General features: G+C 70.2%; 18 protein-coding genes and 3 pseudogenes. 10 read left to right on the top strand and 11 right to left on the bottom strand.

Going from position 1 to position 23,484, the window contains the following annotated elements; translation table 11 throughout:
- Positions 1–37: 37 nt before the first annotated feature.
- Together OG386_RS03400 and OG386_RS03395 are read right to left on the bottom strand one after the other, a co-directional pair.
- Positions 38–1,183 (bottom strand): tryptophan 7-halogenase, encoded by a 1,146-nt coding sequence (locus OG386_RS03400; RefSeq protein ID WP_328786666.1) that lies wholly within the window; start codon positions 1,181–1,183, stop codon positions 38–40.
- Positions 1,180–4,236, bottom strand: coding sequence for a LodA/GoxA family CTQ-dependent oxidase (locus OG386_RS03395; protein ID WP_328786665.1), 3,057 nt, complete (start codon positions 4,234–4,236; stop codon positions 1,180–1,182). Before OG386_RS03395 ends, OG386_RS03400 begins: the two co-directional genes overlap by 4 nt.
- Before the next feature lie 528 nt (positions 4,237–4,764).
- Between OG386_RS03395 and OG386_RS03390 the strand changes: the two genes are divergently transcribed.
- Together OG386_RS03390 and OG386_RS03385 are read left to right on the top strand one after the other, a co-directional pair.
- The gene (locus OG386_RS03390; protein WP_328786664.1) at positions 4,765–5,895 is read left to right on the top strand and encodes an FAD-dependent oxidoreductase; all 1,131 of its coding nucleotides are present in this window, start codon (positions 4,765–4,767) and stop codon (positions 5,893–5,895) included.
- 80 nt (positions 5,896–5,975) lie between these two features.
- A pseudogene (locus tag OG386_RS03385) lies at positions 5,976–6,544 on the top strand (transposase); the annotation flags it as partial.
- Positions 6,545–6,638: 94 nt separating this feature from the next.
- Here the strand turns inward: OG386_RS03385 and OG386_RS03380 are convergent.
- Positions 6,639–7,454 (bottom strand): hypothetical protein, encoded by an 816-nt coding sequence (locus tag OG386_RS03380; protein ID WP_328786663.1) that lies wholly within the window; start codon positions 7,452–7,454, stop codon positions 6,639–6,641.
- Positions 7,455–7,710: 256 nt separating this feature from the next.
- Between OG386_RS03380 and OG386_RS03375 the strand changes: the two genes are divergently transcribed.
- The 3 genes from OG386_RS03375 (at position 7,711) to gdhA (ending at position 10,624) form a co-directional block, all read left to right on the top strand.
- Entirely contained in the window at positions 7,711–8,133 is a 423-nt protein-coding gene (locus OG386_RS03375) for a hypothetical protein (protein WP_328786662.1), read from the top strand.
- A 239-nt stretch (positions 8,134–8,372) separates the two neighbouring features.
- Positions 8,373–8,888, top strand: coding sequence for a flavodoxin family protein (locus OG386_RS03370; protein ID WP_328786661.1), 516 nt, complete (start codon positions 8,373–8,375; stop codon positions 8,886–8,888).
- A gap of 380 nt (positions 8,889–9,268) precedes the next feature.
- Entirely contained in the window at positions 9,269–10,624 is a 1,356-nt protein-coding gene (gene gdhA / locus OG386_RS03365) for an NADP-specific glutamate dehydrogenase (RefSeq protein ID WP_328786660.1), read from the top strand.
- A 1,220-nt stretch (positions 10,625–11,844) separates the two neighbouring features.
- Here gdhA and OG386_RS03360 read toward each other — a convergent pair.
- Positions 11,845–12,315 (bottom strand): anthrone oxygenase family protein, encoded by a 471-nt coding sequence (locus tag OG386_RS03360; RefSeq protein ID WP_328786659.1) that lies wholly within the window; start codon positions 12,313–12,315, stop codon positions 11,845–11,847.
- Between the two features lie 367 nt (positions 12,316–12,682).
- On the opposite strand from OG386_RS03360, the gene OG386_RS03355 reads away from it, so the two are divergent.
- Positions 12,683–14,062 (top strand): AMP-binding protein, encoded by a 1,380-nt coding sequence (locus tag OG386_RS03355; protein ID WP_328786658.1) that lies wholly within the window; start codon positions 12,683–12,685, stop codon positions 14,060–14,062.
- A 55-nt stretch (positions 14,063–14,117) separates the two neighbouring features.
- Here the strand turns inward: OG386_RS03355 and OG386_RS03350 are convergent, their stop codons facing one another.
- The gene (locus OG386_RS03350; protein WP_328793151.1) at positions 14,118–14,921 is read right to left on the bottom strand and encodes a nuclear transport factor 2 family protein; all 804 of its coding nucleotides are present in this window, start codon (positions 14,919–14,921) and stop codon (positions 14,118–14,120) included.
- Positions 14,922–15,129: 208 nt separating this feature from the next.
- Here OG386_RS03350 and OG386_RS03345 point away from each other — a divergent pair, with 208 nt between their 5' ends.
- Positions 15,130–15,504: a hypothetical protein gene (locus OG386_RS03345; RefSeq protein ID WP_328786657.1), complete on the top strand. Its 375-nt coding sequence runs from the start codon at positions 15,130–15,132 to the stop codon at positions 15,502–15,504.
- A gap of 150 nt (positions 15,505–15,654) precedes the next feature.
- Positions 15,655–16,083, top strand: a complete 429-nt coding sequence (locus OG386_RS03340; RefSeq protein ID WP_328786656.1) for a DUF4259 domain-containing protein — start codon at positions 15,655–15,657, stop codon at positions 16,081–16,083.
- A 123-nt stretch (positions 16,084–16,206) separates the two neighbouring features.
- Here the strand turns inward: OG386_RS03340 and OG386_RS03335 are convergent, their stop codons facing one another.
- A complete protein-coding gene (locus tag OG386_RS03335) occupies positions 16,207–17,319 on the bottom strand; it encodes a hypothetical protein (RefSeq protein ID WP_328786655.1) in 1,113 nt (370 codons plus the stop codon).
- Between the two features lie 931 nt (positions 17,320–18,250).
- Between OG386_RS03335 and OG386_RS03330 the strand changes: the two genes are divergently transcribed.
- Positions 18,251–18,865, top strand: coding sequence for a hypothetical protein (locus tag OG386_RS03330; RefSeq protein ID WP_328786654.1), 615 nt, complete (start codon positions 18,251–18,253; stop codon positions 18,863–18,865).
- Positions 18,866–19,128: 263 nt separating this feature from the next.
- On the opposite strand, the gene OG386_RS03325 is transcribed toward OG386_RS03330, so the two are convergent.
- From OG386_RS03325 to OG386_RS03305, 5 genes and pseudogenes are all read right to left on the bottom strand, one after another.
- Positions 19,129–19,791: a DUF4241 domain-containing protein gene (locus OG386_RS03325; protein ID WP_328786653.1), complete on the bottom strand. Its 663-nt coding sequence runs from the start codon at positions 19,789–19,791 to the stop codon at positions 19,129–19,131.
- Between the two features lie 293 nt (positions 19,792–20,084).
- Positions 20,085–20,252: pseudogene (locus OG386_RS03320) on the bottom strand (transposase family protein); the annotation flags it as partial.
- A 227-nt stretch (positions 20,253–20,479) separates the two neighbouring features.
- Positions 20,480–21,223 (bottom strand): GNAT family N-acetyltransferase, encoded by a 744-nt coding sequence (locus OG386_RS03315; RefSeq protein ID WP_328786652.1) that lies wholly within the window; start codon positions 21,221–21,223, stop codon positions 20,480–20,482.
- A gap of 90 nt (positions 21,224–21,313) precedes the next feature.
- Positions 21,314–21,628: pseudogene (locus OG386_RS03310) on the bottom strand (aldo/keto reductase); the annotation flags it as partial.
- Positions 21,629–21,701: 73 nt separating this feature from the next.
- Complete coding sequence (locus OG386_RS03305) at positions 21,702–21,875, bottom strand: hypothetical protein (protein ID WP_328793579.1); 174 nt, start codon at positions 21,873–21,875, stop codon at positions 21,702–21,704.
- 214 nt (positions 21,876–22,089) lie between these two features.
- On the opposite strand from OG386_RS03305, the gene OG386_RS03300 reads away from it, so the two are divergent.
- Positions 22,090–22,965 carry an alpha/beta fold hydrolase gene (locus tag OG386_RS03300; RefSeq protein WP_328786651.1) on the top strand — a complete coding sequence of 292 codons (876 nt, stop codon included), beginning with the start codon at positions 22,090–22,092 and terminating at the stop codon, positions 22,963–22,965.
- The last annotated feature ends 519 nt before the right edge of the window (positions 22,966–23,484 follow it).

The raw sequence follows: 23,484 nt of genomic DNA, 5'->3' as shown, positions 1-23,484 counted from the left end.
CGCCGGACGGCCGAGGCGCGGCCGCTGGCTCTCCGGGTCAGTGCGGCCGCCCGTTCCGGCGGCGCCAGAACGGGTGTGCCGGCCACCGTCGCTCCTCGGCGTAGGACCGTGCGTGATGGTGGTGGTAGGCGTCCGCGATGCCGTCCAGGAACGAGGCGTAGGACGCGAGGGCGCCCGAGTCGCCGGCCAGGCACCGGTCGACGGTCCGGCCGGCGCGGCCCCCGGTGTGCAGGGCCGTGAGGATGCCCTGGGAGGACAGGGGGTCGAAGGCGATCGCGGCGTCCCCGGCGGCGACCCATCCGGGGCCGGCCGGCGGGGACAGCCGCAGTCCGTGGGCGGCCGTCCAGTGCGGCGCGGGGGAGCCGGCCGGGTCGTAGCCGCTCAGCCGGTCCCGTACGTGACGGGTGCGCGCCGCCGCGTACCGGAATCCGTCCGCGGTGCGCAGCCGGGCAGGGGCGAGGTCGGCGTCGGTGAGGTGGGCAACCACCCGCCCGGCGGGGACCCTCGCGGTGTACCACCAGCCGTCGGGCACCGCCTCGACGAGGGTGCGCAGCTCCAGGTCCCCGGGGTGGCCGTCCGCCCCGCGCGCGCCGAGCAGCGTGAACGCGGCCACGAGACGATCCTGCCGGCGGCGCACGGCCAGACGGCGGCCGATGAGGGCACGGCGGCCGGTCGCGTCCACGACCCAGTCGGAGCACACCTCCCGTACGGTGCCGTCCCGCTCCCGCACCAGCAGGTGCTGCTCCCCGGCCGCGCTGCGGTGGCCGATCACGACGGCACGCCGGATCAGCGCGCCCGCGGCCACCGCGGCCTCGCGCAGGAAGGCATCGAAACGGGCACGGTCGAGGTGCCAGCCGTGGCCGTGCGGGTCGAACAGGTGGCTGTGGCCGTGCAACTGCGCCGATCCCCAGGACGCGTCGGTACCCGGGCAGCCCAGGTGCGCGTCGGAGGCGAAGGCGGCCGAGAGCCCCAGGTCGTGCAGGAGGGGCCGGGCCGCGGGCGGCAGGGTCTCTCCGATCGTGAAGGCGGCGGAGGCCGCGCCCGGCGGGCCCCCGTCCACCAGCAGGACGTGTCGGCCGGCCCGGGCCAGGACCAGAGCGGCGACGGCCCCGGCCGGGCCGCCCCCCGCCACGACGGCCTCGAATCGCCCGGCGAGGGGAACCGGGCCGGTCCGAGCGGTCACGGCGTCTCCGGGAAGCGGGCGACCTTCTCGAAGTACCCCGCCAGCACCTCCCCGTCGGGTCGGCCGGCCGCGGCGATCGCGGCGGCCACCGCTTCCTCCCGCACCGCGGGATCGGCGGCCTCGGGCACGTGCAGGCACACCAGGTTCCGCAACGGGGGCGGAGCGTGTTCGGGATGGAAGCTCACTTCGGACTCCACCAGCATGGTTGCCGGGAGGCTCACCACGTCACTGGAGGGGGAGTTGGAGTCTGCACCGGAGCCGTCACCGGAGCCGCTACCGGTGGCGGGGTTCGCCCGCCGCGCGACGATGCCGAGCTTGCCGAAGTCCTTGACCATGGCGTTCATCTGGGCGATGCGGTCGGACGGCAGCCACCTGTCCCACACCGCCCTGTCCTCGAAGGCGGTGCGACGGTCCTCGGGGGCGGCGGCGGGGTCGATGGCGGTCCGGTAGTTCTCCTCCGTCAACACGTGGTTGGGCACCCGTGCCGGCCAGAAGGTGGGCAGGTACGGGTCGTACCGCGGCCCGAAGCCCAGGTAGTACCCGGAGCGGCAGCGGGCGGTGTCGGTCTGCCAGGGGACGGCCATCCAGCGGGTCAGACCGCCCGGCTCCTGGGCGTACACCGGACCGTCGACGGCGAGCGCCGTCTGCGGGGTGAGCGTGGAGCCGTAGTCGGTTTCGGGCCGGGAGGGGTCGCGGTGGCGCACGCGGAAGGGCGCGGAGTACAAGGTGGCGTGACGCATCGGCCAGGTGAGCTCACAGCCGGGGTGGAAGGCGTCGGCCAGGCAGTACGACAGGGCGGCCCGGTCGAGGGCCGCCGGGCGCTGGGCGAGCGGTAGGCCGTCGAGCAACGTGGGCGGCGTGGCCCCGGGATCGTAGTCGGCGTCGAAGTCCCCGGCGGCCCAGCGGGCCAGCATGTCGTACTGCAGCGGGGAGAGCGCCAGGTGCTGCCGCGCGGAGACCGGTCGTACGCTCATCGAGTCGCCGTAGATCGGTGGCCAGGGCACGGGGGAGAGCCCGTCGCGGTCGGGATCCCGCATCATCGCCCAGATCTGCCGGCGCAGTTCGTCGCGCCGGGTGCCGTGGCCGGCCAGCTCCGCCAGTCGCTCGGGGGCCAGGAAGTGCTCGCGCCCACCATGACCGAAGAGGGCCGCGATGCCGCGGTTGACCCACTGCAGCTCGCACAGGCGGCGCAGCACCGGCAGCACGTCGTGGGTGAACGAGACCCGCTCCGGGGGTACCAGCATGCCCGCGGCCACGAAGGTGTCGCACATCAGGTCGTACATCGTGCGCACCGACTTCAGCTCCGGCGCGAAGTTCGGGGGAGCGACCACCACCCAGGCCGGATCGACCGGGACGTCCCTGCCGTCGATGCGGACCTGCGCGGTGACCGGGCCGTCGCAGGTGTCGTCGTGCCAGCCGTCGTTGTTGGCGAAGTGTGTCGCCTGGGCGGCCGGGTACGAGGCGGACACCCCGCGTCCGCCGAGGAAGAGCAGGCGGCCGGCGCCATCGGTGCGCAGCTCGCCCAGGTAGACGGGATGCCCCAGGAAGGTGCCCGAGTCGAAGGCGTACTCGGGCTTCCCCGCACGGTCGCGGCCCCGGATCGAGCGGCGCCCGGGGGTGATGGCCAGCCGGTGGCGCTCCCCGGCGGGCACCGTGGTGAGGTTGCGCAGCGTGGTCGCGGGGGCCTGTGCCGCCTCGGGGATGTCCAGGGCCAGCTGGAACTGGTACCAGGCGGCCTTCTTGTTGGCCACCTCCACGGTCCAGCGCAGGTCGGCGTTGTCCGCCGTCAGCTCGGCCACCGCCTCACCGGCGGCGTTGTAGCCGTACACCCGGAACCGGACGGCCTGCCGCTTGAGCGCACCGCTCGCGTCCTTGTACGTGCCGGTGGCCGGTGGGGGAGCGCCGTCGAGCTCCGGCGCGAGGAAGAACCCCTCCGCGCTGTCGCCGACCCGGGCCACCCCGATCGCCGGGTGCACGGCGGCCCGTACGATCCGGGTGTCGCGTCCGTGCGGTTCGGTGGCCGCCGGCCGCGCGGGACCGGGTTCCGCGGCCGGAATGCCGTTGGCGTCGCGCCGCCGGGCCGCCGCCGCGTGGTAGACGACCCCGCGGGCCTCCGCGATGCTGCCGACGGGCCGGTGCTCGGACAGGCTGTGCCAGGGGTTGAAGGCGAGGTTGTCCCCGTACTCCTCCTGCCCCCGCGCGGTCGTGTCCTGCTGGTGCAGAGTCAGCCTCGCCACCTTCACGGGCGTGCTCTCGCCCTCCTCCCAGCGCACGGTGGCCCGGTCCAGCGGCATCCGGTCCGGGTGCGTTCGGAACTGGAGCAGCAGGTCGAAGGCGGCCGGGCCGGCGGCCAGGCGGTGGCGCAGGTCCCCGCGCAGGAAGGAGGGGTCCTCGTCCGGCGGCGTCGCCCCGGGGTCACCGTCCGCGCAGCCGGCCGGGACGAGCTTGTACTTCACGTGCCGGTCCGGCCCGAACGAGTACGGCAACACGCCCCAGTACGTCGACGTGAGCGTGCTCTCGACGGGCTTGCGCATGTCCGTGAGGATCTGCCGGGTGAGGGGGTGTTGCTGCTGGTACGCCGCCGGGTCCAGCTGGAACTCGCACATGTCCCGGGCCGTGTCGACGAAGAAGACGTCGTGGTTCTGCAGCACGAGATCCTGGGTGTCGGCCCGGGCGTCGTCCTGCAGCAGCTTCGGCCCCGGCACGCCGAACAGCTTGATGCCCCACCCGACGGTCCTGCGCAGATCCGGCCGCTCCGGTTGGGTGTCGCTGGAGATGCGCACCCAGGCGGTCAGCCCGCCCTGGTGCGCCGCGGCTTCGAGGAAACCGGTGCGGAGCTCGGGCGGCAGATCGGGGGCGACCGTCAGCACGCCGCGGGCCGCACCGTGGAACTTGGCGAAGACCGGGCGCAGGAGGGGGTCCTGCCCCTGGGCGACGCGGTCCCCCATCCGCTCGCCCACGAACTCGGCCACGATCCCGGCGACCGGCTCGTTGACGCAGTCGCGCGGAGGTGGCTGCGCGGGGCTGTCGGACACCTCGGGGCTCTCCGCCATGACTTTCTCCTGCCTGTCGAGGGCCGGCCGAGCCGACGGCGCGCTGACGCTCCTGGCGCGCACCAGCCTGCCCGACAAAAGGCAAGATAAGGGATGGTCTGCGCAGTCGCGTCGTACCGACGCGGCGAACCCGTGACGCCTCAGCCGAGTGCCTGCTCGTGAACCCCTGGCAGTGGCAAGACCGGGTCTCTGTTCCGAGTCGGCCTCCCGCCCGCCACCGTGGTCACCGGCGGACCCTTGAGGGCGGTGATTCCGGAGCGGTGTGCTGCGGACCACGGCCACCGTTCGCGCCGCCCTTCGGCCCACTCGGGGGCCCGTGGAACACACGCGTCAGATCGTGCGGCAGGCGTCCTCCTGTCGGACCGGGCTTTGATCCCGGTGATCGGGCGGCGGAGGCGGTGTCAGGCATCTGTCGGGGGTTGTCGGAGGCTGTCGGTGCGATGTCGGCGGCTCGTCGGCGGGGCCCGGCACCTTTTGTGAGACGGCCACCCGGAGCTCACCGGGCGGCCCGATCCCGAAGGAGCCATCATGCACACGCCCGTCACGATCATCGGCGCGGGACTCGGCGGACTCACGCTGGCCCGCGTCCTTCACGTCCGTGGCATCCCGGTCACGATCTACGAGGCGGAGTCCTCCCCGTCGGCGCGCGCGCAGGGCGGGATGCTCGACATCCACGACTACAACGGGCAGCTCGCGCTCGAGGCGGCCGGCCTGATGGACGAGTTCCACGCCATAGTCCTCGAGGGCCGCCAGGCGATGCGGGTCCTCGACCGGGACGGGACCGTCCTGCTCGACAAGGCCGACGACGGCACGGGTGGACGCCCCGAGGTGCAGCGCAGTGAACTGCGCCGGATCCTGCTCGACTCGCTCCCTGCCGGCACCGTCCGGTGGGGGCGCAAGGTCAGCAGTACCCGGACCCTCGGCGAGGGCCGCCACGAGGTGACGTTCGCCGACGGCGGCACCGTCTCCACCAGCCTGCTGGTCGGTGCGGACGGCGCGTGGTCACGGGTCCGGCCGCTGCTCTCCACCGCCACACCCGAGTACGCCGGCACGTCGTTCGTCGAGACGTACCTGTTCGACGCCGACACCCGCCACCCCGCCGCCGCGAAGGCGGTCGGCGGCGGGATGCTGATCGCGCCCGCGCCGGGCAGGGAGATCTTCGCTCACCGGGAAAGCGGCGACACCCTGCACACCTACGTGGCGCTGGCCGAGCCGCAGGACTGGTTCGACGCGATCGATTTCACCGATGCCGCCGCGGCCACCGCGCGGATCGCGCGGGAGTTCGACGGCTGGGCACCGGAACTCACCGCCCTGATCACCGACGGCGACACGGCGCCGGTCCTCCGCCCCCACTACACCCTGCCGACCGGGCACCGGTGGGACCGGGTGCCGGGGGTCACCCTGCTCGGCGACGCCGCCCACCTCGCGCCCCCGAACGGCGAAGGCGCCAACCTGGCCCTCCTCGACGGCGCCGAACTCGGCCAAGCCATTGCCGCGCACCCCGACGACATCGAGACCGCACTCACCGCGTACGAGGAGGCCATGTTCCTCCGCAGCGCGCAGCCCCCCACCTTCGAAGGCGTCGAGCTCTCCGAAATCTTCTCGGGCGACAACACGACCCACGGCCTGATCGACATGATCACCGAGAAGGGCAAGTGAACCGCTAGCCGAGATCACGCGGCTGCTCGTTCCTCCACGGCCTTCGTACTGGTCAGGTCCGGGACGACGCCTACGCATGGCTGACCAGGCGCCGCGATGGCTTGTTCGAGGTCGCGGACGCGGTGTCGTGAGCGGACGGGCCGGTGACCACGCCCGTGGATCTGACGCTCGTGGCTGAGCACCGGCGCGGGCACGGCGCCCTGTAGGCGGCGTTGAACGAGGGCCGCATCGACACGGACCGGCTGCGGCGGACGCTGGCCGCGCTGCCGCAGCCGGAGGACGCTGACCACCGGCTCGTCCTGGCGGTGGGAATGAGCAACTGGCCACGGCCGGAAGCGGCTCGGGCCCGAGGACGACGTCACCGAGGTCACGGTCGTCCAGGTCCGCCGCGTGGCCGAAGACCTTGCCGGCGGTCAGTGGTGCGGGAGAGATCCGAGCATCCGCCCCAGGTCGGGCGTCCCCGAAGCACGGAAAGGAGTTCCGCTTCACCGAGCCGGAGACCTGGGGACCGGATCCGTTCCCGCCCGACCACTCGCTCGGCCTGGATCGACCACGACGGCGAGCTTCCCTGACCGAGGGCACCCTGATCAGCCTGGAAGCCGACCTCCTGCCCGGCGGTGGTGATCCGCCACCCGCTACGCCGTGGGCAAAGCCGTCAGACGACCCGAGACCATCAACGAACGCGACAGAGCCAGACCCTGACGAGGTCGCGGGAGACCCCGAGTCCGTTTCAACCCGGGTGGTCAGGTCGCGGCGGGTACGTAGGGCGCTGCTGCGACCTGGGCCACGGTTCGAAGTCTCGTGAAGTAGGAGGCGCAGTACTCCTCGTTGATCAGGGGAACGATCTTGTCGAGGTCGGCGATGCAGCCCCAGAGGTAGGCGATGCCGCTGTCGTCGAGTCCGTCCTTCAGCTCCCTCTGCACGAGGCCGGCGACGTCGGCGTCCAGGAGGACCAGGTCTACGCCGTCGAAGTCCGCGCCGCGGAAGCCGTCGGGGAACGGCGCGTGCAGGTGGTCCTCCCACAGCCGGGCGAGGCTGCCGTCGGGCTGTGCTCCGCCCACGTCGGCGGCTGTCGCCCCTGCCGTGGACGGTGGACGAAGGAACAGGGAGACGGCGTAGAAGACGGCACGCACCATCGCAACGGCCCGGAGCGGGTGGAGGGCGGCACTTGACTCGGCGCCCTGCGCGAGCTTGTCGCGCAGCAGTCGGCTGCGGTCGAGTTCGGCGGCGAGTCCGGCCGTGACGAGCCCGGCGTCAGCGGCCCGCTCGATGAGGACGTGGAGCGGTTCCTTCATGGCCAGACGCTCGGCGAGGACGTGCTCCAGGGCGAACAGGGAATGCGTGACGGCGACGGTGGCGAACTCGTACCGGTAGTAGGAGTGCCGGATGAGCTCGCGGGAGGTTTCCAGCGCGCTCATGACGTACATCGACGCTTCGCCGGGCAGGAGCAGGTCGGCGACCAGGGCGTGCATGTCCGCATAGTCGAGAACGAGGTCACGGGCGCGCGGGTCCCGTACCGGCAGGGAGGGCGGGTCGGGCGGCGGTGGCAGGGTGTTCACCGGTGCAGTCTTGTCGCCGGAAGACCGTCGGAGCCATCGGATTTGTTGGGCCCGTTCCTGTCAATTCTGATGACGGTTCGTGAGGAAGGGGGGCCGCTCGTCGTCGACCGCGCCGCCCGCCTCGGCATCGACCTCGAAGTCGTCCGACGCGCCCCCGGCGCCCAGGGCGTCACCGCCCCATCCCGCAGGCGGGCACCAGCTCGCTGGCGACGGTTCCTCAGCGTTGTCGTGGGAAGCGTTGAGCGATACTCGACCTGTGGAGTGGTACGAGCAGGCACAGGCAGCAGAAGAGACGGGCAACTGGGATACCGCTATCTCGCTGGTGAGCGCTCGTGCCGAGTGCTACTCCGCCGACTACAACGCGCACGGCAATCACCTGTGGCACATGGATCTGCTCGTCCGTGCGGAGCGGTTTGATCAACTCACCGAACTCGCGGTCACAGATGTCCACGCATGTCGGAGACTCAACAGGGCGCTTTACGAGCGTGGCATGGAGACGGAGCTGCGCAACCGTGCAGGTGACGGCGACCGCGGAGCCCTGTATCACCTTGTGAGGTGGCTGTACGGGGCAGGTCGGCCACAGGAAGCCCGTCGAGCGGTTGAGAACCTGGGACCTGAGGACGAGTACGCGCATCGGCTTCTCGCAGAGTTGCGTACGCCTACCAGCGATGCACGCTAGCGCTCCGCGCTGGCCGATCTCCTCGGATCCGGTCAGCGAACCCATGTCGCTTTGGCTTTGGCGTTCCGGCGTGCCGGTGACAACGTTCCCGGAGTGAGGAACACGCGCAGGTCGTACGGCACCGCGGGCCCGGGGCGCCGTACGGCCGGGGCGGAGCGGGGACCGTGACGCGCCGGGGCTGTCACATCCGGCATGACTCTTCGGTCTCTGCTAGGAGGCGACGGACGAGGGGAACGCTGATGAAGACTCTGCTCGTATGCACGTCGGTATCCCACGGCAACACCCGGCGGGTGGCGCGAGCGATGGCCGAAGTGCTCGATGCGCGGGTGGTCGCGCCCGTTGAAGTGGAGGTTTCGGACCTGCCGGGCTACGACCTCGTGGGCTTCGGTTCCGGTGTCTTCTCGCAGCGGCTGCACCGGGACCTGCTCGGGTTCGCCCGGTCCGTGCCACGGCCGAGGCCGGGGCCGGGGTCCAGGTCGACGGCGTCGACACGGAGGGCTTTCGTCTTCGCCACGAGCGGCCTGCCGGAGCTGGCGTTCGCACCGTTCACCCGTCCGCTGGTGCGCCTGCTCGAAGGCAGGGGCTTCGAGGTGGTGGACACCTTCACCTGCCGCGCGCTCGACACGTGGATGCCGTTCCGGCTGATCGGGGGCATCAACAAACAGCGTCCCGACGAGGACGACTTGGTCGCCGCCCGGGCGTTCGCTCGACGACTCGGGAAGGACTCGGCAACCGCAACCGCAACCGCAACCTGACCGTCCACCGTGGCCCGCCCGGCCGCCGTCACCGGTTTACCACCGGGACGCGTGCGGAGGCGCGCGGGCGATCGAATTGTCAAGGTTGCCACTGGTAGGGGCAGCCGAGCCCGGTGGTGCGTGGGATTCGCAGAAATGTCTGCTGCTCAGGGCAGTCGGCACACACCGGCCTGCGGCAGGTTTTTGTCCGCGGGACAGAAGCCTTCCCCAGAGCAGCATCGTGCGCGGTAGCCTCCGCAAGAGGGGCGCGCTCCGGAAAAGCTTTTCCGAAAGCGAGTGTTCGGAGCGCGTCGAGCCCGAAATCAACCGGTATCCGCGACCCCGCGGACACCATGGACCTGCCGTCGTCTGCGCACCGCGCACTCCCTGGAGGGACACACGTGAAGGACTCGAAGGACAGGCTGGAAGCACTGCGGGCCGAGATCGAGCGTCGCAATCCCGCGCAGCCCGAGTTCCACCAGGCGGTACGGGAGGTCCTCGAGACCCTGGCCCCCGTCTTCACCGCCCGGCCCGAGTACGCCGACCCGGCCGTGGCCCTGGTGGAGCGGCTCACCGAGCCCGAGCGGCAGATCGTCTTCCGTGTCCCGTGGCAGGACGACCGGGGCCGGGTCCACGTCAACCGCGGATACCGCGTCGAGTTCAACAGTGCGCTCGGCCCGTACAAGGGGGGCTTGCGCTTCCACCCGTCGGTGGACATCGGCGTGGTGAAGTTCCTCGGCTTCGAGCAGATCTTCAAGAACGCCCTGACCGGCCTCGGAATCGGCGGCGGCAAGGGCGGCAGCGACTTCGACCCGCACGGCCGGTCGGACGCCGAGGTCATGCGGTTCTGCCAGTCCTTCATGACCGAGCTCCACCGGCACATCGGAGAACACACCGACGTGCCCGCCGGCGACATCGGTGTCGGTGGCCGCGAGATCGGCTACCTCTTCGGCCAGTACCGGCGCATCACCAACCGCTGGGAGGCCGGCGTCCTGACCGGCAAGGGGCAGGGTTGGGGCGGCTCCGCGATCCGGCCGCAGGCGACCGGCTACGGCAGCGTGCTGTTCGCCGCCGAGATGCTGAAGGTCCGGGGCGAGTCGCTGGACGGACTGGCAGCGGTGGTCTCCGGCTCCGGCAACGTCGCGCTGTACACGATCGAGAAGCTCCAGCAGCTCGGTGCGAACCCGACGACCTGCTCGGACTCCCGGGGATACGTCGTCGACGACAAGGGCATCGATCTCGCACTGCTCAAGCAGGTCAAGGAGGTCGAGCGCGGACGCGTGAGCGAGTACGCGGCGCGACGCGGATCCTCGGCGCGGTTCGTCCCTGGTGGCAGTGTCTGGGAGGTGCCGGCGGACATCGCCTTCCCCTCCGCCACGCAGAACGAACTGGACGCGCAGGCCGCCCGTACGCTCGTCGCGGGCGGGGTCAAGGCGGTCTCCGAGGGCGCCAACATGCCGACCACGCCCGAGGCCGTACGGATCCTGCAGGAGGCCGGGGTCGCGTTCGGGCCCGGCAAGGCCGCCAACGCGGGCGGGGTAGCGGTCAGCGCCCTCGAGATGAGCCAGAACGCCGGCCGGGTGGCCTGGAGCGCGCAGCGGGTGGAGGACGAACTCGCCGCCATCATGCGCTCGATCCACGCCGTCGCGCACGAGACCGCGGAGCGGTACGGCGCCCCGGGCGACTACGTCACCGGTGCGAACATCGCCGGCTTCGAGCGGGTCGCGGACGCGATGCTGGCGCAGGGCGTCATCTGATCCGACGATCACGCTGCGCTCGGCCGGGTCGGGCGGGCCTGCTGCGCTCGCGGAGGTTCGCGAGGACGCAGAGGGGCTCACCCGACCCGCCGCCGTGGTGCAGGCCCGGCCGGCTCACTCGAGAGCTATGAACGGGCAGTACGGCATCCTGTCCGAGGCTGTGCTCGACGGCTGGCGGGACCAGCCGCAGGCAGCCGAGATCTCCGGTCCTGACGCCGATTCCCGGCATCAAGGCGCCAGGACCGTCGAACGGGACGGGCCCCAGACGTTCCTCGACCAGCCCGTCGGCCATCCTCGGCGCCTTGGATCACGAGAACGGCTAGCGCCCTCCGCCGGCAGCACGGCGTCAGCCCCAGCCCGTAGCGGGGGCGTCCGGCTTCCCCGGGACGGGGCTCGGCGGGATGTCTACGGCACGCGTCCCGGCCTGCGGCAATTCGCCCTGCTGCCCGCAAAGGACAGCAGGGCGCGGTGACGAGTTTCGGCACGCGGCCGGCTTCGACGTGTCCGGCGGCTGGAACCGAGCCCGAGCCTCCTACCGGAACCTTCTCGCAGCCGTCCGCCGGCTCCAATCGGACGGGCAGCCCGAGGCTGCTGACCCGATCCGGTGGCAGGCTCGGCCAGCTCCGTTCTCCGCATCGCGCAGGACCAGGACGATCCCCCTCTGGTCCCACACCACCGATGACGGACCGGCTTCCGAGATCGGCGGGGTGGTTCTGCCTCAGTTTCCCAGGGCAAGGGTTGGGCAAGGGCTCCGTCCGCACCCTCATGAACCACGCCAGGGACGAGAAGCATTGGGGAGTCGTGCACGCCTTCGCGGCGACGACCAACGCCGCTCCGAACGGCATCTGGCGCTGGTCGGCTTCCGCCAACGGCACTTGGGAGAGACCGTCCACGCCCACCAGCACACAGCCGGAGTCGACAGCAGGGGCTCTCGAGAACGAGCCGCAGCACCATGCCCTCATCCACCGCGCGGCAGACGGCCTCTGCCGGCCGTGACGTTCCGCCTCACGCGCGGGCAATCGGGTGATGTTCCCGCATTCGAGGGGATGATGGCTGCCGCACGGCTTCTCCGGTAGCTCGGCCGCCCCGCATCCGTCCCGAGACGTTGATCGTGGAGAGGGCTTACTCCTCTTGTGTCAAAGGCCGCCACCATCTCCCTCACCCGCCTCTGCCTCGCAGCCATCCTCATCTGGGCGACGAGGTGATCCGCGGGAAACGGCTTAGTGGAGGGTGAGGGTGTAGGCGAGGAGGGCGAGGGTGAGGGTGGTGAGGACGGTGCGCCAGGTGTTGGCGTTGTTCCAGGGAGTTTCGTAGGTGGTGCGGGTGGTGTGGGTGGTGGTGGGGTCGGTGTGCTGTTCGGGGGGCCCGGCTTCTTCGAGGGCGTTGTTGAGGGGGATGTTGATGCGGGCGGTGATGACCATGGCTGCGAGGCAGGTGGCGAGTGCGGCCGCGAGTGGGGGGACGGCGTTTCGCGTGTCGGGGTCGGTGGCGTGGAGGACGAGCGCGGTGGTGATGAAGAGGGGTGCGCCGAGGTACGCGAGCATGAACCAGCCATTGAGGATGGCCTTGTTGATGTTCTGCATGGTTTCGACGGTGGTTCCGTCCGTGCTGCGGGCGAGGCCGGGCATGACGGCGACGGTGAATGCGTAGAAGAGGCCGCTGATGAGTCCGGCGGTGATGGTTGAGGCCATCAGGATTAAGGTTCGTGCGGTTTCCACGTGGATCCTTTCCGTGCTGTTCCGGTAGGTGCCTGCGGGCCGTGCTGGCCGTGCGGGCCGTGCAGGGGTGGGCGGCGGCCGTGCGGTGCCGTGTCGTGCCGGGGTCGGCGGGTTGTCCGCGCCAGGACCGGGCCAGGGGTGGTGCCGGGTCGGGTCCGGCGCCCGTCGCGACCGCGCAGGGCCGTGCGGTGCCGGGCCTGGCGGTTGTGCCGGGCGGGGTGTGCCGGGTCGTGCCGTGCGGTGGTATGGGGTTTGGCTGATCATAAGGGCGGAGTGGTGTGCGTGGCCCTGTGGTGTGGTGAGGTTGTTTCTTCCTGTTGTTGTTCTTGGGGGTGTTGTCGTGCTGACTGCTCTTACCGGAGTTTTCGGGGACCGTGCGGATGCCGTCTCGGTCGCGGGTCGTGCCGCGTCGTATGAGGACGTTCTGGGTGCGGCGGGCGCGGTGGCCGCGGAACTCGCCGGGTGGGGGCTCGTTCCGGCGTTCGCGGTGACCGCGACTGCTTCGTTGGAGACGGTGGCCGCGGTGGTGGGCGGTCTGTTGGCCGGGGTGCCCTGTGTACCGGTGCCGCCCGACGCGGGGCCGGTGGAGCGTGGCCACATCCTGCGGGATTCGGGTGCCCGGCTGCTGGAGGTGGATTTCGCCCGTCGTGCGCCGTCGCCCGGCGCCCTACCGTCGGTGGGTGCGACGGGGTTGGGGGATCCGGCGTTGATCCTGTACACGTCGGGGACGACCGGTGTGCCCAAGGGCGTGGTGCTGAGCAGGGGGGCGATCGTCGCGGACCTGGACGCGCTGGCCGGGGCATGGGAATGGAGTGCGCAGGACGTTCTGGTGCACGGGCTGCCGTTGTTCCATGTCCATGGGCTGGTGCTGGGCGTGCTCGGGGCCCTACGGACGGGGAGCCGACTCCTGCATACGGGCCGGCCGACGCCGGAGGCGTACGCGGCGGCTGCAGCGGCGGGCGGGAGCCTGTACTTCGGTGTGCCGACCGTGTGGTCGCGGATCGCGGCGGTGCCCGGGGCAGCCGCGGCACTATCGGGGGCCCGGCTGCTGGTGTCCGGTAGCGCGGCGCTGCCGACGCCGGTCTTCCACGACCTGGAGCGGCTGACGGGACACCGGGTCGTGGAGCGGTACGGGATGACGGAAACGCTGATCACGGTCAGCGGGCGCGCAGGGGGTGAGGTGGCTCCCGGAAGCGTCGGAACCGCGCTGGAGGGTGTCGCCACGCGGGTCGTGGCCGAGCCGGGGGCGGACATCGGTGAGCTCCAGGTGAAGGGGCCGACGCTGTTCTCGGGCTATCTTGGCCGGCCGGAGGCGACGGCGGCCGCGTACACGGAGGACGGATGGTTCCGTACGGGTGACATTGCGGCCGTTGACGGGGAGGGTGTGCACCGGATCGTGGGGCGTGCCTCCACCGACATGATCAAGTCCGGGGGGTACCGGATCGGGGCGGGCGAGGTGGAGAACGCGCTCCTGGACCACCCCCGGGTGCGAGAGGCGGCGGTGGTGGGTGTCCCGGATACCGATCTGGGCCAGAGGATCGTGGCGTTCGTCGTGGCTGAGGGCGTCACCGGCACTGAGCTCACCGATTTCGTCGCGGAGCGCCTGTCGGTCCACAAGCGACCGCGTGAGGTCCGTTTCATCGAGGCGGTGCCGCGCAACGCCATGGGGAAGCCGCAGAAACGGCTCCTGCTGGAGGGGGAGCAGCGGGACCGGCCGTGAGGTGCGCACCGGGCGCGCACGGCTGCGTCCCGGCCGGTGTGTCCCCGCCTCCCTCTCAGGAATGCCGGTGGCACGCCTCGTTGGCGATGCGCCAGACGACGTCGACCCGGACCAACAAGAAGATGTCGGTGAACGTGTCCGCGCCGTGCGAGAGCGACACGGCGGCAGTCGCGACGGTGCCGTGGACATCGATGGTGTCGATGCGGCGAGACCGGGTCGGTTCGTCGGGGGCCGGCCGGCCAGGGGGTGTCGGCCAGCACGGCTGCGCTGCGCAGGGGGTGTTCGACGCGGCAGCCAGAAGGGCCATGTCATAGGCCAGCGCACCGGTGGTGAGTTCAGCGGTGACCGCACCCGACCCGCCTACGGAAAAAGGGCGTTGGTCGGATAGGAGACCGCCGAGCTGGCCGAGTTCGAGGACGTCCAGTGCCTGGGCCAGGGAAGGCCCGAGGGCATCGGACTGCTGCAGCGAGTCGCGTAGCGCCACGACGGCGCCGACGAGGTTGTTGTGGGCGATCAGCGCGAGCGAAGCGGCGGTGAGGATCAGCAGGGTGCCGCCGGAGGCAGCACGTACGGAGCCGAGCACGGGCGCGTGCACGTAGGACCCGCCGATTTGCCGGGCCGGTTCCGACGCCTCGGCAGGAGCGATGGTGCTGGTGTTCAGCACGATCGTGTCTGCTCGCAGCGAGCCACGGACGTCCTCGAGGACCTGCCGGCAGGCCGGACCGTCGAACGAGGCCAGAATCACGAGGTCGGCCTGCGCCACGGCCTCGTGCGGATCGCCGGATGTCTCGACGGGGCCCGCCCTGTGCCCCGAGCTGCTGACACCGTTCCAGTTCCAGCCTCGGTCCCCATCCCGCAGACGGCGCCAGACGGCACTCCGGAGCGGCCGACGAGTTCGCTCGGGCCGGTCGCGCCGGGCCCCGCCCTTGCGTAGGACGTAAACGATGCCCAACCAATCCGACCCGGTCGGTCCCAGAGATCGTCGGGGACGAGGTTCACGTTCACGAGCTTGCAGCTCGCCAGGAAAACTGATTGAGCACGCCGACCCAGATCGACATACTCTCGGGATGATCAACACCGGGGGCAAGGTCACTGACCAGGGGTGGGACGGACCCTGGTATCGCGTCCGCACAGCCCATTTCCAGGCGTCTTTCCTACCCGACGTCGGCGAAGATCTGGATGCCGTCTGCAACATCGACCTGGAGGTACGGCTGACGGCGGACGGCTCCCGCTGGAGCGCGACCGTGTTCACGCTCGCCGAGGTCGAGCGCCTGATGGAGAGGTGGTCCCAAACCGGCGAGGAGTTGGGCGGCAGTTTCTTCTGGTGCCCTGACGGACTGATCGTCCGGGAGCCCGGCATCGACAACATCACCCAGGTGCTCGTCGGCCTGCTCGACACCGGAGACTTCACGCAAATCCTTCAGCGACTCCACCGTGAGTAGTCGGCGCCCCATTCTGAAACGACTAGTAAAGGAGCGTTCGTCCTCACAAGGATGCTTGGTGGCAACACGAGCGTCCGCCCCGGACGGCGCGGCCGCTGTCAGTGCGCTCTGCCAAGATGCCCACAGGCAGATCACGAGGGGGAGAGACACATGGGGACGTGGGACGCCGGGCCCTTCGACAACGACACCGCGGCAGACTTCTGCGGCGACCTCGATGAGGCGGCCGTAGGCGAACGCGAGGGAATCGTCCGAGGCGCTCTCACTCGTGTGATCGACACCGCGAGCGGCTACCTCGAAGCACCCGAATCCGATCAGGCCGTAGCCGCGGCCGCCCTCGTTGCCGCGCAATGCCCTGGGGGTGAGCCGGCCCATCCCGTTTATGGGCCGGAAGAGTCCCTTCCCGACCTCACCGGCCTGCGCGATCTCGCCCTCCAGGCCCTCGACCGGGTCATGACCGAGCCGTCCGAACTGATGGAACTGTGGGCGGGATCGGATGGCGCCCCCTGGCGTGCGAACATCTGCCGCCTGCAGAACGTGCTCCTGCCCAGCCTCCCGGGGGAGCAGCTCCGCCTGATCTGACCGCTCCGTGATCACCATGGTTGCCACTCGGTCATCACGCAGACAGCAAGCGGCCGTCAACGGCCCCGGGTGCGGTGGGGCAGCCCGATTCATGCACGCCCGTGGGAGTCGAGGAGATGACGGTCAGCCGTCGAACCGAGACCAGGGAATGCCGACCTCGCGAAGCGGGCGCAGTGCGCTGCGGTGGCAGGCGCCGATCCAGATGTCGACCTCGTCCTCGTTCTGCCAGCCCGGTGACACGTGGGCGATCACGCCGGGCCCGACGAGGAAGTCATTCGGGGAGATGGGGGACAGGAACGGCCGTAGCGGCAGGCGGTACAAGCAGCTCTCCAGACGGGGCAGCAGCTGCCGGGAGAGGGCGCGGGAGAACGCCTTGTACGGGGCGGTCATCGAGGCCTCGTACAGCGAGAACTGCAGGAGGAACCGGCTCAGCGGCTCCTGTTCGGGGACCGGCTCGACCTCCTCGGTGAGCCAGACTTCTGGGTCGGTGTCAGCGGCGTCGAGATCCCAGGGGATCGACCACTCCCATCCGCCCTGGTTCTCCGTGCCGAAGACCAGGCGCTCTGCGCGTTCGTCGGTCGTGAGTTCTGCCGGCGGTGCGAGAGAGTTCTGCCCTCCGAGGATCGCCGGGTGTTTCTCGGCAAGACGGTAGAAGTCGGCCAGTGCCGGCGGAACGGAGCCAGGTATCGCGGCGGCGGGACGTGGTTCGGCTTCGGTGGGATACCAGCTGGTAACGAAGAGCTCCAGGGCCCTGCCGGGTTCGGTCTCCACATGGTCGAGCCAGCCGAGGCCCGGCAGGGCGGGCGGGGTGCCCGGGGGCCGGACCTTGTCCAACAGCTCACGACTCAACGGTGGATCGATGCGCAGGTGGCAGCTGTAGAGCTCGCCGCCGGTCCACTTGCTCTGCGAGTGGCGAACGCGTCCGAGGTAGGTGCAGAGCTCGTCGATTCGGACGAACAGCTGCACCGGGTGGTCATGCTCCGGCTCGGTCGTGGTGAACGTACCTGGCTCGGTGAGCCTCGATGCGGCCAGGGCAGGCGTGGGACCGTGCAGGCGGAACTCCTGGTCGTTCCACACGCCGCTGGCAGCCGGATCGTCCACGGCATGCGCGATGATCACGGTCGCCATCGTCCCGACGGCGACCGTGGCTCCTCCCACGGTAGACGCGTGGACCTTCTTGCCCGCGAGGTCGAGCGCCACGCTCACATCGACCATGTCCGAACGTCCCAGCGACATTCCTCGAGTCTATTGGGGAAGCGATCACCTCAAAGCTGGGAAGCGATCTCCGACGGCTCGCAAAGCGTCTGGTCAGCAGTACTCGTGAACAACCCTCCTGGCGGCCCCGGAGTGCCGCGGCCAGCGTCTCCGACAACGCAGGCGGAATCCAAGTGCTCTCGCAGACAGCGAAGGGCCACCCGAGGGGAAAGGCCTGAGCCGACACCGGCTACCGCACCACAGCATCGACCGGGGCACCCAGCTCGGCATCGACGTCGAAGTTGCCTGCCCTCCGCCGCCAGGGGCCCGTCGTGAACACGTCAGCCCTCCATAGGGCGGCGCACATGGCCGATGTCATCCCCACGAATTCGCAGGAAGAAGCCGCGCAAGGGCGCATCGCTCTCTGGCTCACAGCAGAGGACCTTCGGTGGCTGGCGCGCCACTGTTGCTGCCCGGAAGACGCGTCACCCGACGAGAAGGACCGGTGCGGCCGCCTCCGATTCCGAGCGAGCGTCGCGCTGCACAAGCACGATCAGTCCGACTGACCCTGCTTGATTCACGGCATTGAGCCTGCCGGGTTGCCCGCTTCAGCAGGCGTGTGAATGCGGAGCGTGTCGGCCGCGGGCCACATTCACCCCGGTCTACGGTGGATCCACGGTCCAGCGCCGCGTCATCCCGAGCGTGCGTCCCGGGCGCGGTCGTCGAGGTCGTCAAAGCAGCGGCCCCGTACGTCTTCACCTGCGAGGAACGGCACATGAACCCGAAATCAAGGGCGACCGGCACGATCGGCGACACCCGACGCCGTACGACCCTGACGGCACATGCGATCTGAGCTGCCACCGGGCCCGGGAGACGATCGGCCGTGACGGGACAGGACACGTCCGATACGAACCGTAGGAGCACGAGCGAGCCGCGTCCGCGATCTGCCGTCCGCACGGAGAGCCGCTGGCCGATGGCCGCAGCGGTCCTCGCTTCGGCGGTGCTCACCCTGCTCCTGCCCGACGACCTGCGTCTTGGGCCCCGATGGGCGGTTCCCCTCGCCGAAGGCCTCCTACTGGTGGCACTGATCTCGGGAGACCCCGGTCGGATCAGCCGCCGTTCCGCCGTCTTGCGCTCAGTCGCGATCGCCCTGGTCGTCGTGCTCGTGGGCAGCGCCATCTGGTCGACCGTCCAGCTGATCGACGATCTCATCCACGGCGGGCACGAGACCAACTCCGCCAACGCCCTCCTGCTGGCCGGCGGCAGCGTCTGGTCCTCCACCGTCCTCGCCTTCTCCCTGCTGTACTTCGAACTCGACAGCGGCGGGCCGGCCGCCCGGGCCCACCACATGCCCCCCACTCCGGCGCTCGCCTTTCCCCAACAGCTCAGCCCCGAACTCAACGCTCCGCACTGGCGTCCCCACTACATCGACTACCTCTACCTCGGGTTCACCAATTCCACTGCGCTGAGCCCCACCGACGTCATGCCGCTCGCCCCCTGGGCCAAGAGCGTGATGACCCTCCAGTCCGTCCTTTCGCTCATGATCCTGGGACTCGTCGTCGCCAGGGCCGTGAACGTCCTGGCCTGAGAGGGCCCGGGCGGCGGGCGTCCTTGCTCCTGGTCGCTCCCTTGGCGCCCCTAACCCCGCTCGTACCGCACCACGCTACGCCGCTCGACCCCACCGTGGACCGGCATCCGCCCATCTCCACGGACAGGGCTGACGAACGACGTACGGCTGTAGTCCCCGATTCTGAACCTGCCCGTGCAGGTCTGTGGCGGCCAGCCGGAGCGTCGTCGAACCAGCCTGTTCGCTGGCGGCCGCCAGCGCCAGGGAGCTGTGCTGCCTGCTCCTCAGGCCAACGCTTCCATCCCCATGTGGCCCATGACGACGATGGCGCTGAGCTCGCCGTCCTCCGTCCGGCCGAGCCAGGCAACGGAGAGTCCTTCAGTGGCGGAGAAGGTGATCAGGTCTGCGCCTTGGGCTTCATCGCGGACCATCTCGAACTCGCCGTCGCCCAAGCTCTCGGTGGCACGGGACACGAGCGTGCCCGGTGCTGTCCTGCGCTGCTCCCAGAAGGTGCGGAACGGCGCTGTCAGCGCAGGCCAGGCTGCCGCGTCGCCGAAGCTTCCGGTGGAGGTGTCCGTGTTGAACCCGACTTCGTCGCCCTGACGAAGACGTTCGATGTCGTCGCCCACGGCGAGACCCATTTCCCAGACCGCCACCGTGCCCTCCCGCACGCACAGACGCGTCGCGGCTACCTCGCGGCCGGAGAAGTACTTCCCCATGAACTCGTACGGTGCCTCCGTCCATGCCGCATCCACCCCGTACACACCGGGAGGGATGCGAACCACGAGCTCCCGCGGCTCCTCGTCTTCGTCCTGCAGCCATGGGGTGTCCACCACGAGCCGGCCGCTCGGTACGCGGATCGACGAGACCCGAGCCACCTCCACCACCTCAACGAGCTGCCGCGGGTCGTCACTTCGCGCCCCGAGGAGGCTGCCCGGTGTGAACACCGCATCGAGATGGGCGCGAACCTCCGGCGCCGCAACCAGTCGACCGTCTCCTACGTATGCCACCCTGCGTCCCCACCACGACCCGACCTGAACTCACGACGATAGACCCGCGCTCGGACATCGGGGCCAGGCCCCCGTCGGACGGGCAGGCAATATGCCCTGCCCAGAAGGTGAGACGGTCGACGATGGCCGCGCAGAAGCTCTTCACCGCACACGGCCATGCGCCGGAATCCGCCGATGCCTTGCAGACGTGGCGGTTACCGGGAAGGAGCCGCCCGATCACCACGATGAGTGAGCACGGTGTCCTTGCTGAACCGCCTGCGGGGCCGCAGGACACGCGCGGGACCGAGGTGATCGATGATCCGGTCGGCCGCGGACTTCGAGATGTCGAAGGGCGGTGCGAGGTGGCGCATCGTCAGATGCGTGCGCCAGTAGGCCGACACGAACGGCACCCGGTCCTCCTCTCCGCTGCCCAGTACGAAGGACTCGTTCGAGCCCTGAGACGATCCGCATCACCGACCCACTGCCCGACCCCGCCCCGGCCGCCACTACCCGTAAAGCCTGCGGAATCTCAGCTTTGAGCAAGCGGCGGGAGCCACGGTACTGACCTGCGTCGTCGCCATGCCGTTTGAGAATCGCGGGCTCGCCGATCTCAACCGACATGGCAGTCGCGGAAGAGGCTCCATCCCTACCGGCCCTGGTCGAGGGGGACGTCGCCGAGCCGAACGCTGAGCTGGGCGCCCAATTCGTGGAACCCCAGAGCTACCGCCACACGCTGTGATGGATGGGGCCGCGCCCTCCACTGCGGCAACAACCCAGCGCCGAGGGCATGGGCCACTGCTGCGGACGCCACGGCCCGGGCCAGGCGCCGGCCCCGACAGTGCGGGCTCACCAGCACGCTCAGGTGAGCGACCGACTGCGGCCGGGACCGGTACCCGGCTGCGGCTACCACTTCATGGCCCCGGCGAAGACAGAACGCGGGGGAGGAGATGTCCTCCAGACCGCTCTCTCCGGCCTCCTCCTCCCCGGCCAGGGCCAGCAGCGCGGCCAGGCCGCGATCACCGATGGGCAACTGCTCGACCTCGGTTCCTCCATGCGCAGGAAGAAGTCCGTCCCGGCCGAGATAGAAGAGCGAAGCTGGCCCGAGAACATCGAGAACGGGCAGCAGCGCACGCAGACGAGCGATGTCAACGACCTCCTCGTGGGTCATCTTCTGCGTGGCGTCGTCCACCATCCTGGCGGCCTGCACGCTCGGCGCAGTGACGAGGGCGGCGTCACCGATCCGCACGATCCCGGTCCACGATGGCGGACACCGCAGCGACCCGGGCGCGACCACAACCTTTGCCCCTCCTGAAGGACCGAACTCGACTGGTACGCCCGCCAGCTCCGCCCAAAGCTCGCGGGTACGCATGAGTAAGAGCTCGTCAGCCATGGCCGCATCCTGGCGTCTCAGCACCCGGGGCGCGACCGAAATTCCTACCGGAGCCGCCCAACGACCGGGCTCCTATTGGACGTAGCCCGGTATCGAAGCCGGGCGGCTGGCCCCCGGTACCGGGATGACGTTTGGGGAACGGGCCGGGAGCCAAGCCAGTGCGATCTGCTGCGGACTGACGCCGCGCTCGGCCGCGACGCGGTGGAAGGCGGTGCCGACGGAGGTCGGGCCGGACGGGCCGTCCAGGGAGCTGCGCAAGATGCCGGCGGCGCGGACGGTGCCGCCGTCGAGGAGTTCGCGCAGCGCACCGACCGGTTCTGCCCAGGGCACGTCAGGGTCGGGTTTGTGCAGCTGGTACAGGCCGATGGGCTCCGTACCCAGGAGCTCGAGGGAGCTTTGGGCGGCGGGGAGAGATGAAGAGCATGCGCTTTGCGCAGCGGCCGGGACCGCTTTCCCTTCACGCTCCGCCAGGATGCGGTCAGTTCGACGTACCCCCGGAGACGTGCACGTGTGCGGAGTCGCGCTCCTCGAAGCGGATGCCGACCCGCCACGAGCACAGATCGGCGTTGACGCAGTCATGTGAGACCCACGCGTCGGGATACGCGGCGCGCAGCCACGCTTCCGCCTCTGTTCGCGAGGCCTGGAAGTCCATGTTGTACCAAGTGGTCTGCCACTGGCCCCTCGTGCACTGCCTGTTCTGCGTGGACAGGGAACCCCAAGAGACCATCACTGAACATGTCCAGTGATGGGTTTCGGCTCCGGTTTGGTTCCGCGCCGGCCTCGGGTCGGTCCCGATGCGGGATGGTCCCGTCAGGCGTGGCGGACGGGTATCGACCTCACAGCAGTCGTGGACATAGCATGTACTCATGAGTAACTTAGTGGATGCGGCCGATCCGTCGGTCACTTTCGTCCTGGTCCATGGGTCGGGCAGCAACGCCTACGGCTGGTCTCCCGTAGCGGCCGAACTGGGCCTGCGCGGGCACCGCGTGGTCGCGGTCGACTTGCCCGGCCACGGCCCCGGCGCCTACCTCCCGCTCTCGTACCAGGCGCCGCAGGACCTGGAGCGGCTGCGCACGGAGCCCTCGCCGATCGCCGGAACGACCCTGGCCGACTGTGCCGCACATGTGGCCGCGGTGGTGCGGCGGGCACACCGCAACGGCCCGGTGGTCCTGGCCGGCCAGAGCCTGGGGGGTGTCACCGTGAACGCGGCGGCCGACCTGGTGCCCGAGCTCATCTCGCACCTGGTGTACGTCTCCGCCCTGTGCCCGTCGAAGCGGGCCTCGGTGAGGGAGTTGATGGAGACCCCGGAAGCGGCCACGAGCTACATCTTCAGGATGACCCCCGTCCCCACCCCGCCGGAGCTCGGGGTCACCCGGGTCAACTGGCGGAGCAACGATCCGGCCTTCCTCCAGATCGCCAAGGAGGCGATGGCGGCCGACTACTCCGACGCCGAGGTGAGGGCCATGCTCAACATCCTCGAACCGGACGAGTCGGCCGCGATCGGGGCCTCCGACGGTCGCGGTCTGGCGCACAAGTGGGGCAGGATCCCGCGCACGTTCGTGCGGTTCACCGAGGACCGTACGCTCCCACTGGCACTCCAGGACCTGATGATCCGGGACGCTGACGAGACGACCCCGAACAACCGGTTCCGCGTACGGTCCTTGGCCGCCCCGCACATCGGCCCCCGCGACCCGGCGCTGCTGGCGGACGAACTGGAGCAGGCGGCCCGACTCTGCCGCTGAGCAGGAGGCACGCCTCCTCGTCGGAACCGGCCCGGCGCCGGTTGAAGCTGCCGCGGGCTCGGGCTCGGGCTCGGGCTCGAGCTCCGGCGGCGGCGGTCTTCGGGAGATGGAGAGGCGGCGTGCCTCTTGGAGCTGGTGGTCCCTGGTGCGGGCGTCGCGGGCGAACCGGCCCTCGACGACCTGCTTGAGCCGCAAACAGCAGAATGATCTTCTGGCCGGGGCGGTACTCGCCCACGCGCTCCGGCTCCCCTCGTCGGTGCGGCCCTTCAACGGGCTCCGTGCGCGGCGCCCCGGCCTGCTCGTCTTTCTCCCCCCTCATGCTGCTTCCGCTGGTTTCGCCGCCGCGAGTCAGCAACGTTCGTCGGTCACCGCTGGAAACGCTCCGTCAGCGGCGGGCAACATGTGGGTGAGTTCCGGGGGGCGCACCGGAAACCGGCTGCCAGGGTAGGTCCGGAGCGGGCAGACGCAACCCCGCCACCGAAGGCGTCGCGTACCTCGCCGCCGGCCATCCGCCGATCT

The organism is Streptomyces sp. NBC_00273 (assembly GCF_036178145.1).
Lineage (GTDB): Bacteria > Actinomycetota > Actinomycetes > Streptomycetales > Streptomycetaceae > Streptomyces.
Note: the sequence above shows the minus strand (reverse complement) of the source record. Positions and strands in the feature narration are given on the sequence as shown.

What these genes read in the sequence shown, in the direction of transcription:
- OG386_RS03395 (WP_328786665.1), bottom strand. Translation starts at nt 4,236, where the DNA reads ATGGCGGAGAGCCCCGAGGTGTCCGACAGCCCCGCGCAGCCACCTCCG.
- OG386_RS03390 (WP_328786664.1), top strand. Translation starts at nt 4,765, where the DNA reads ATGCACACGCCCGTCACGATCATCGGCGCGGGACTCGGCGGACTCACG.
- OG386_RS03370 (WP_328786661.1), top strand. Translation starts at nt 8,373, where the DNA reads ATGAAGACTCTGCTCGTATGCACGTCGGTATCCCACGGCAACACCCGG.
- OG386_RS03360 (WP_328786659.1), bottom strand. Translation starts at nt 12,315, where the DNA reads ATGGCCTCAACCATCACCGCCGGACTCATCAGCGGCCTCTTCTACGCA.
- OG386_RS03345 (WP_328786657.1), top strand. Translation starts at nt 15,130, where the DNA reads ATGATCAACACCGGGGGCAAGGTCACTGACCAGGGGTGGGACGGACCC.
- OG386_RS03340 (WP_328786656.1), top strand. Translation starts at nt 15,655, where the DNA reads ATGGGGACGTGGGACGCCGGGCCCTTCGACAACGACACCGCGGCAGAC.
- OG386_RS03335 (WP_328786655.1), bottom strand. Translation starts at nt 17,319, where the DNA reads ATGTCGCTGGGACGTTCGGACATGGTCGATGTGAGCGTGGCGCTCGAC.
- OG386_RS03330 (WP_328786654.1), top strand. Translation starts at nt 18,251, where the DNA reads ATGGCCGCAGCGGTCCTCGCTTCGGCGGTGCTCACCCTGCTCCTGCCC.
- OG386_RS03315 (WP_328786652.1), bottom strand. Translation starts at nt 21,223, where the DNA reads ATGGCTGACGAGCTCTTACTCATGCGTACCCGCGAGCTTTGGGCGGAG.
- OG386_RS03305 (WP_328793579.1), bottom strand. Translation starts at nt 21,875, where the DNA reads ATGGACTTCCAGGCCTCGCGAACAGAGGCGGAAGCGTGGCTGCGCGCC.
- OG386_RS03300 (WP_328786651.1), top strand. Translation starts at nt 22,090, where the DNA reads ATGAGTAACTTAGTGGATGCGGCCGATCCGTCGGTCACTTTCGTCCTG.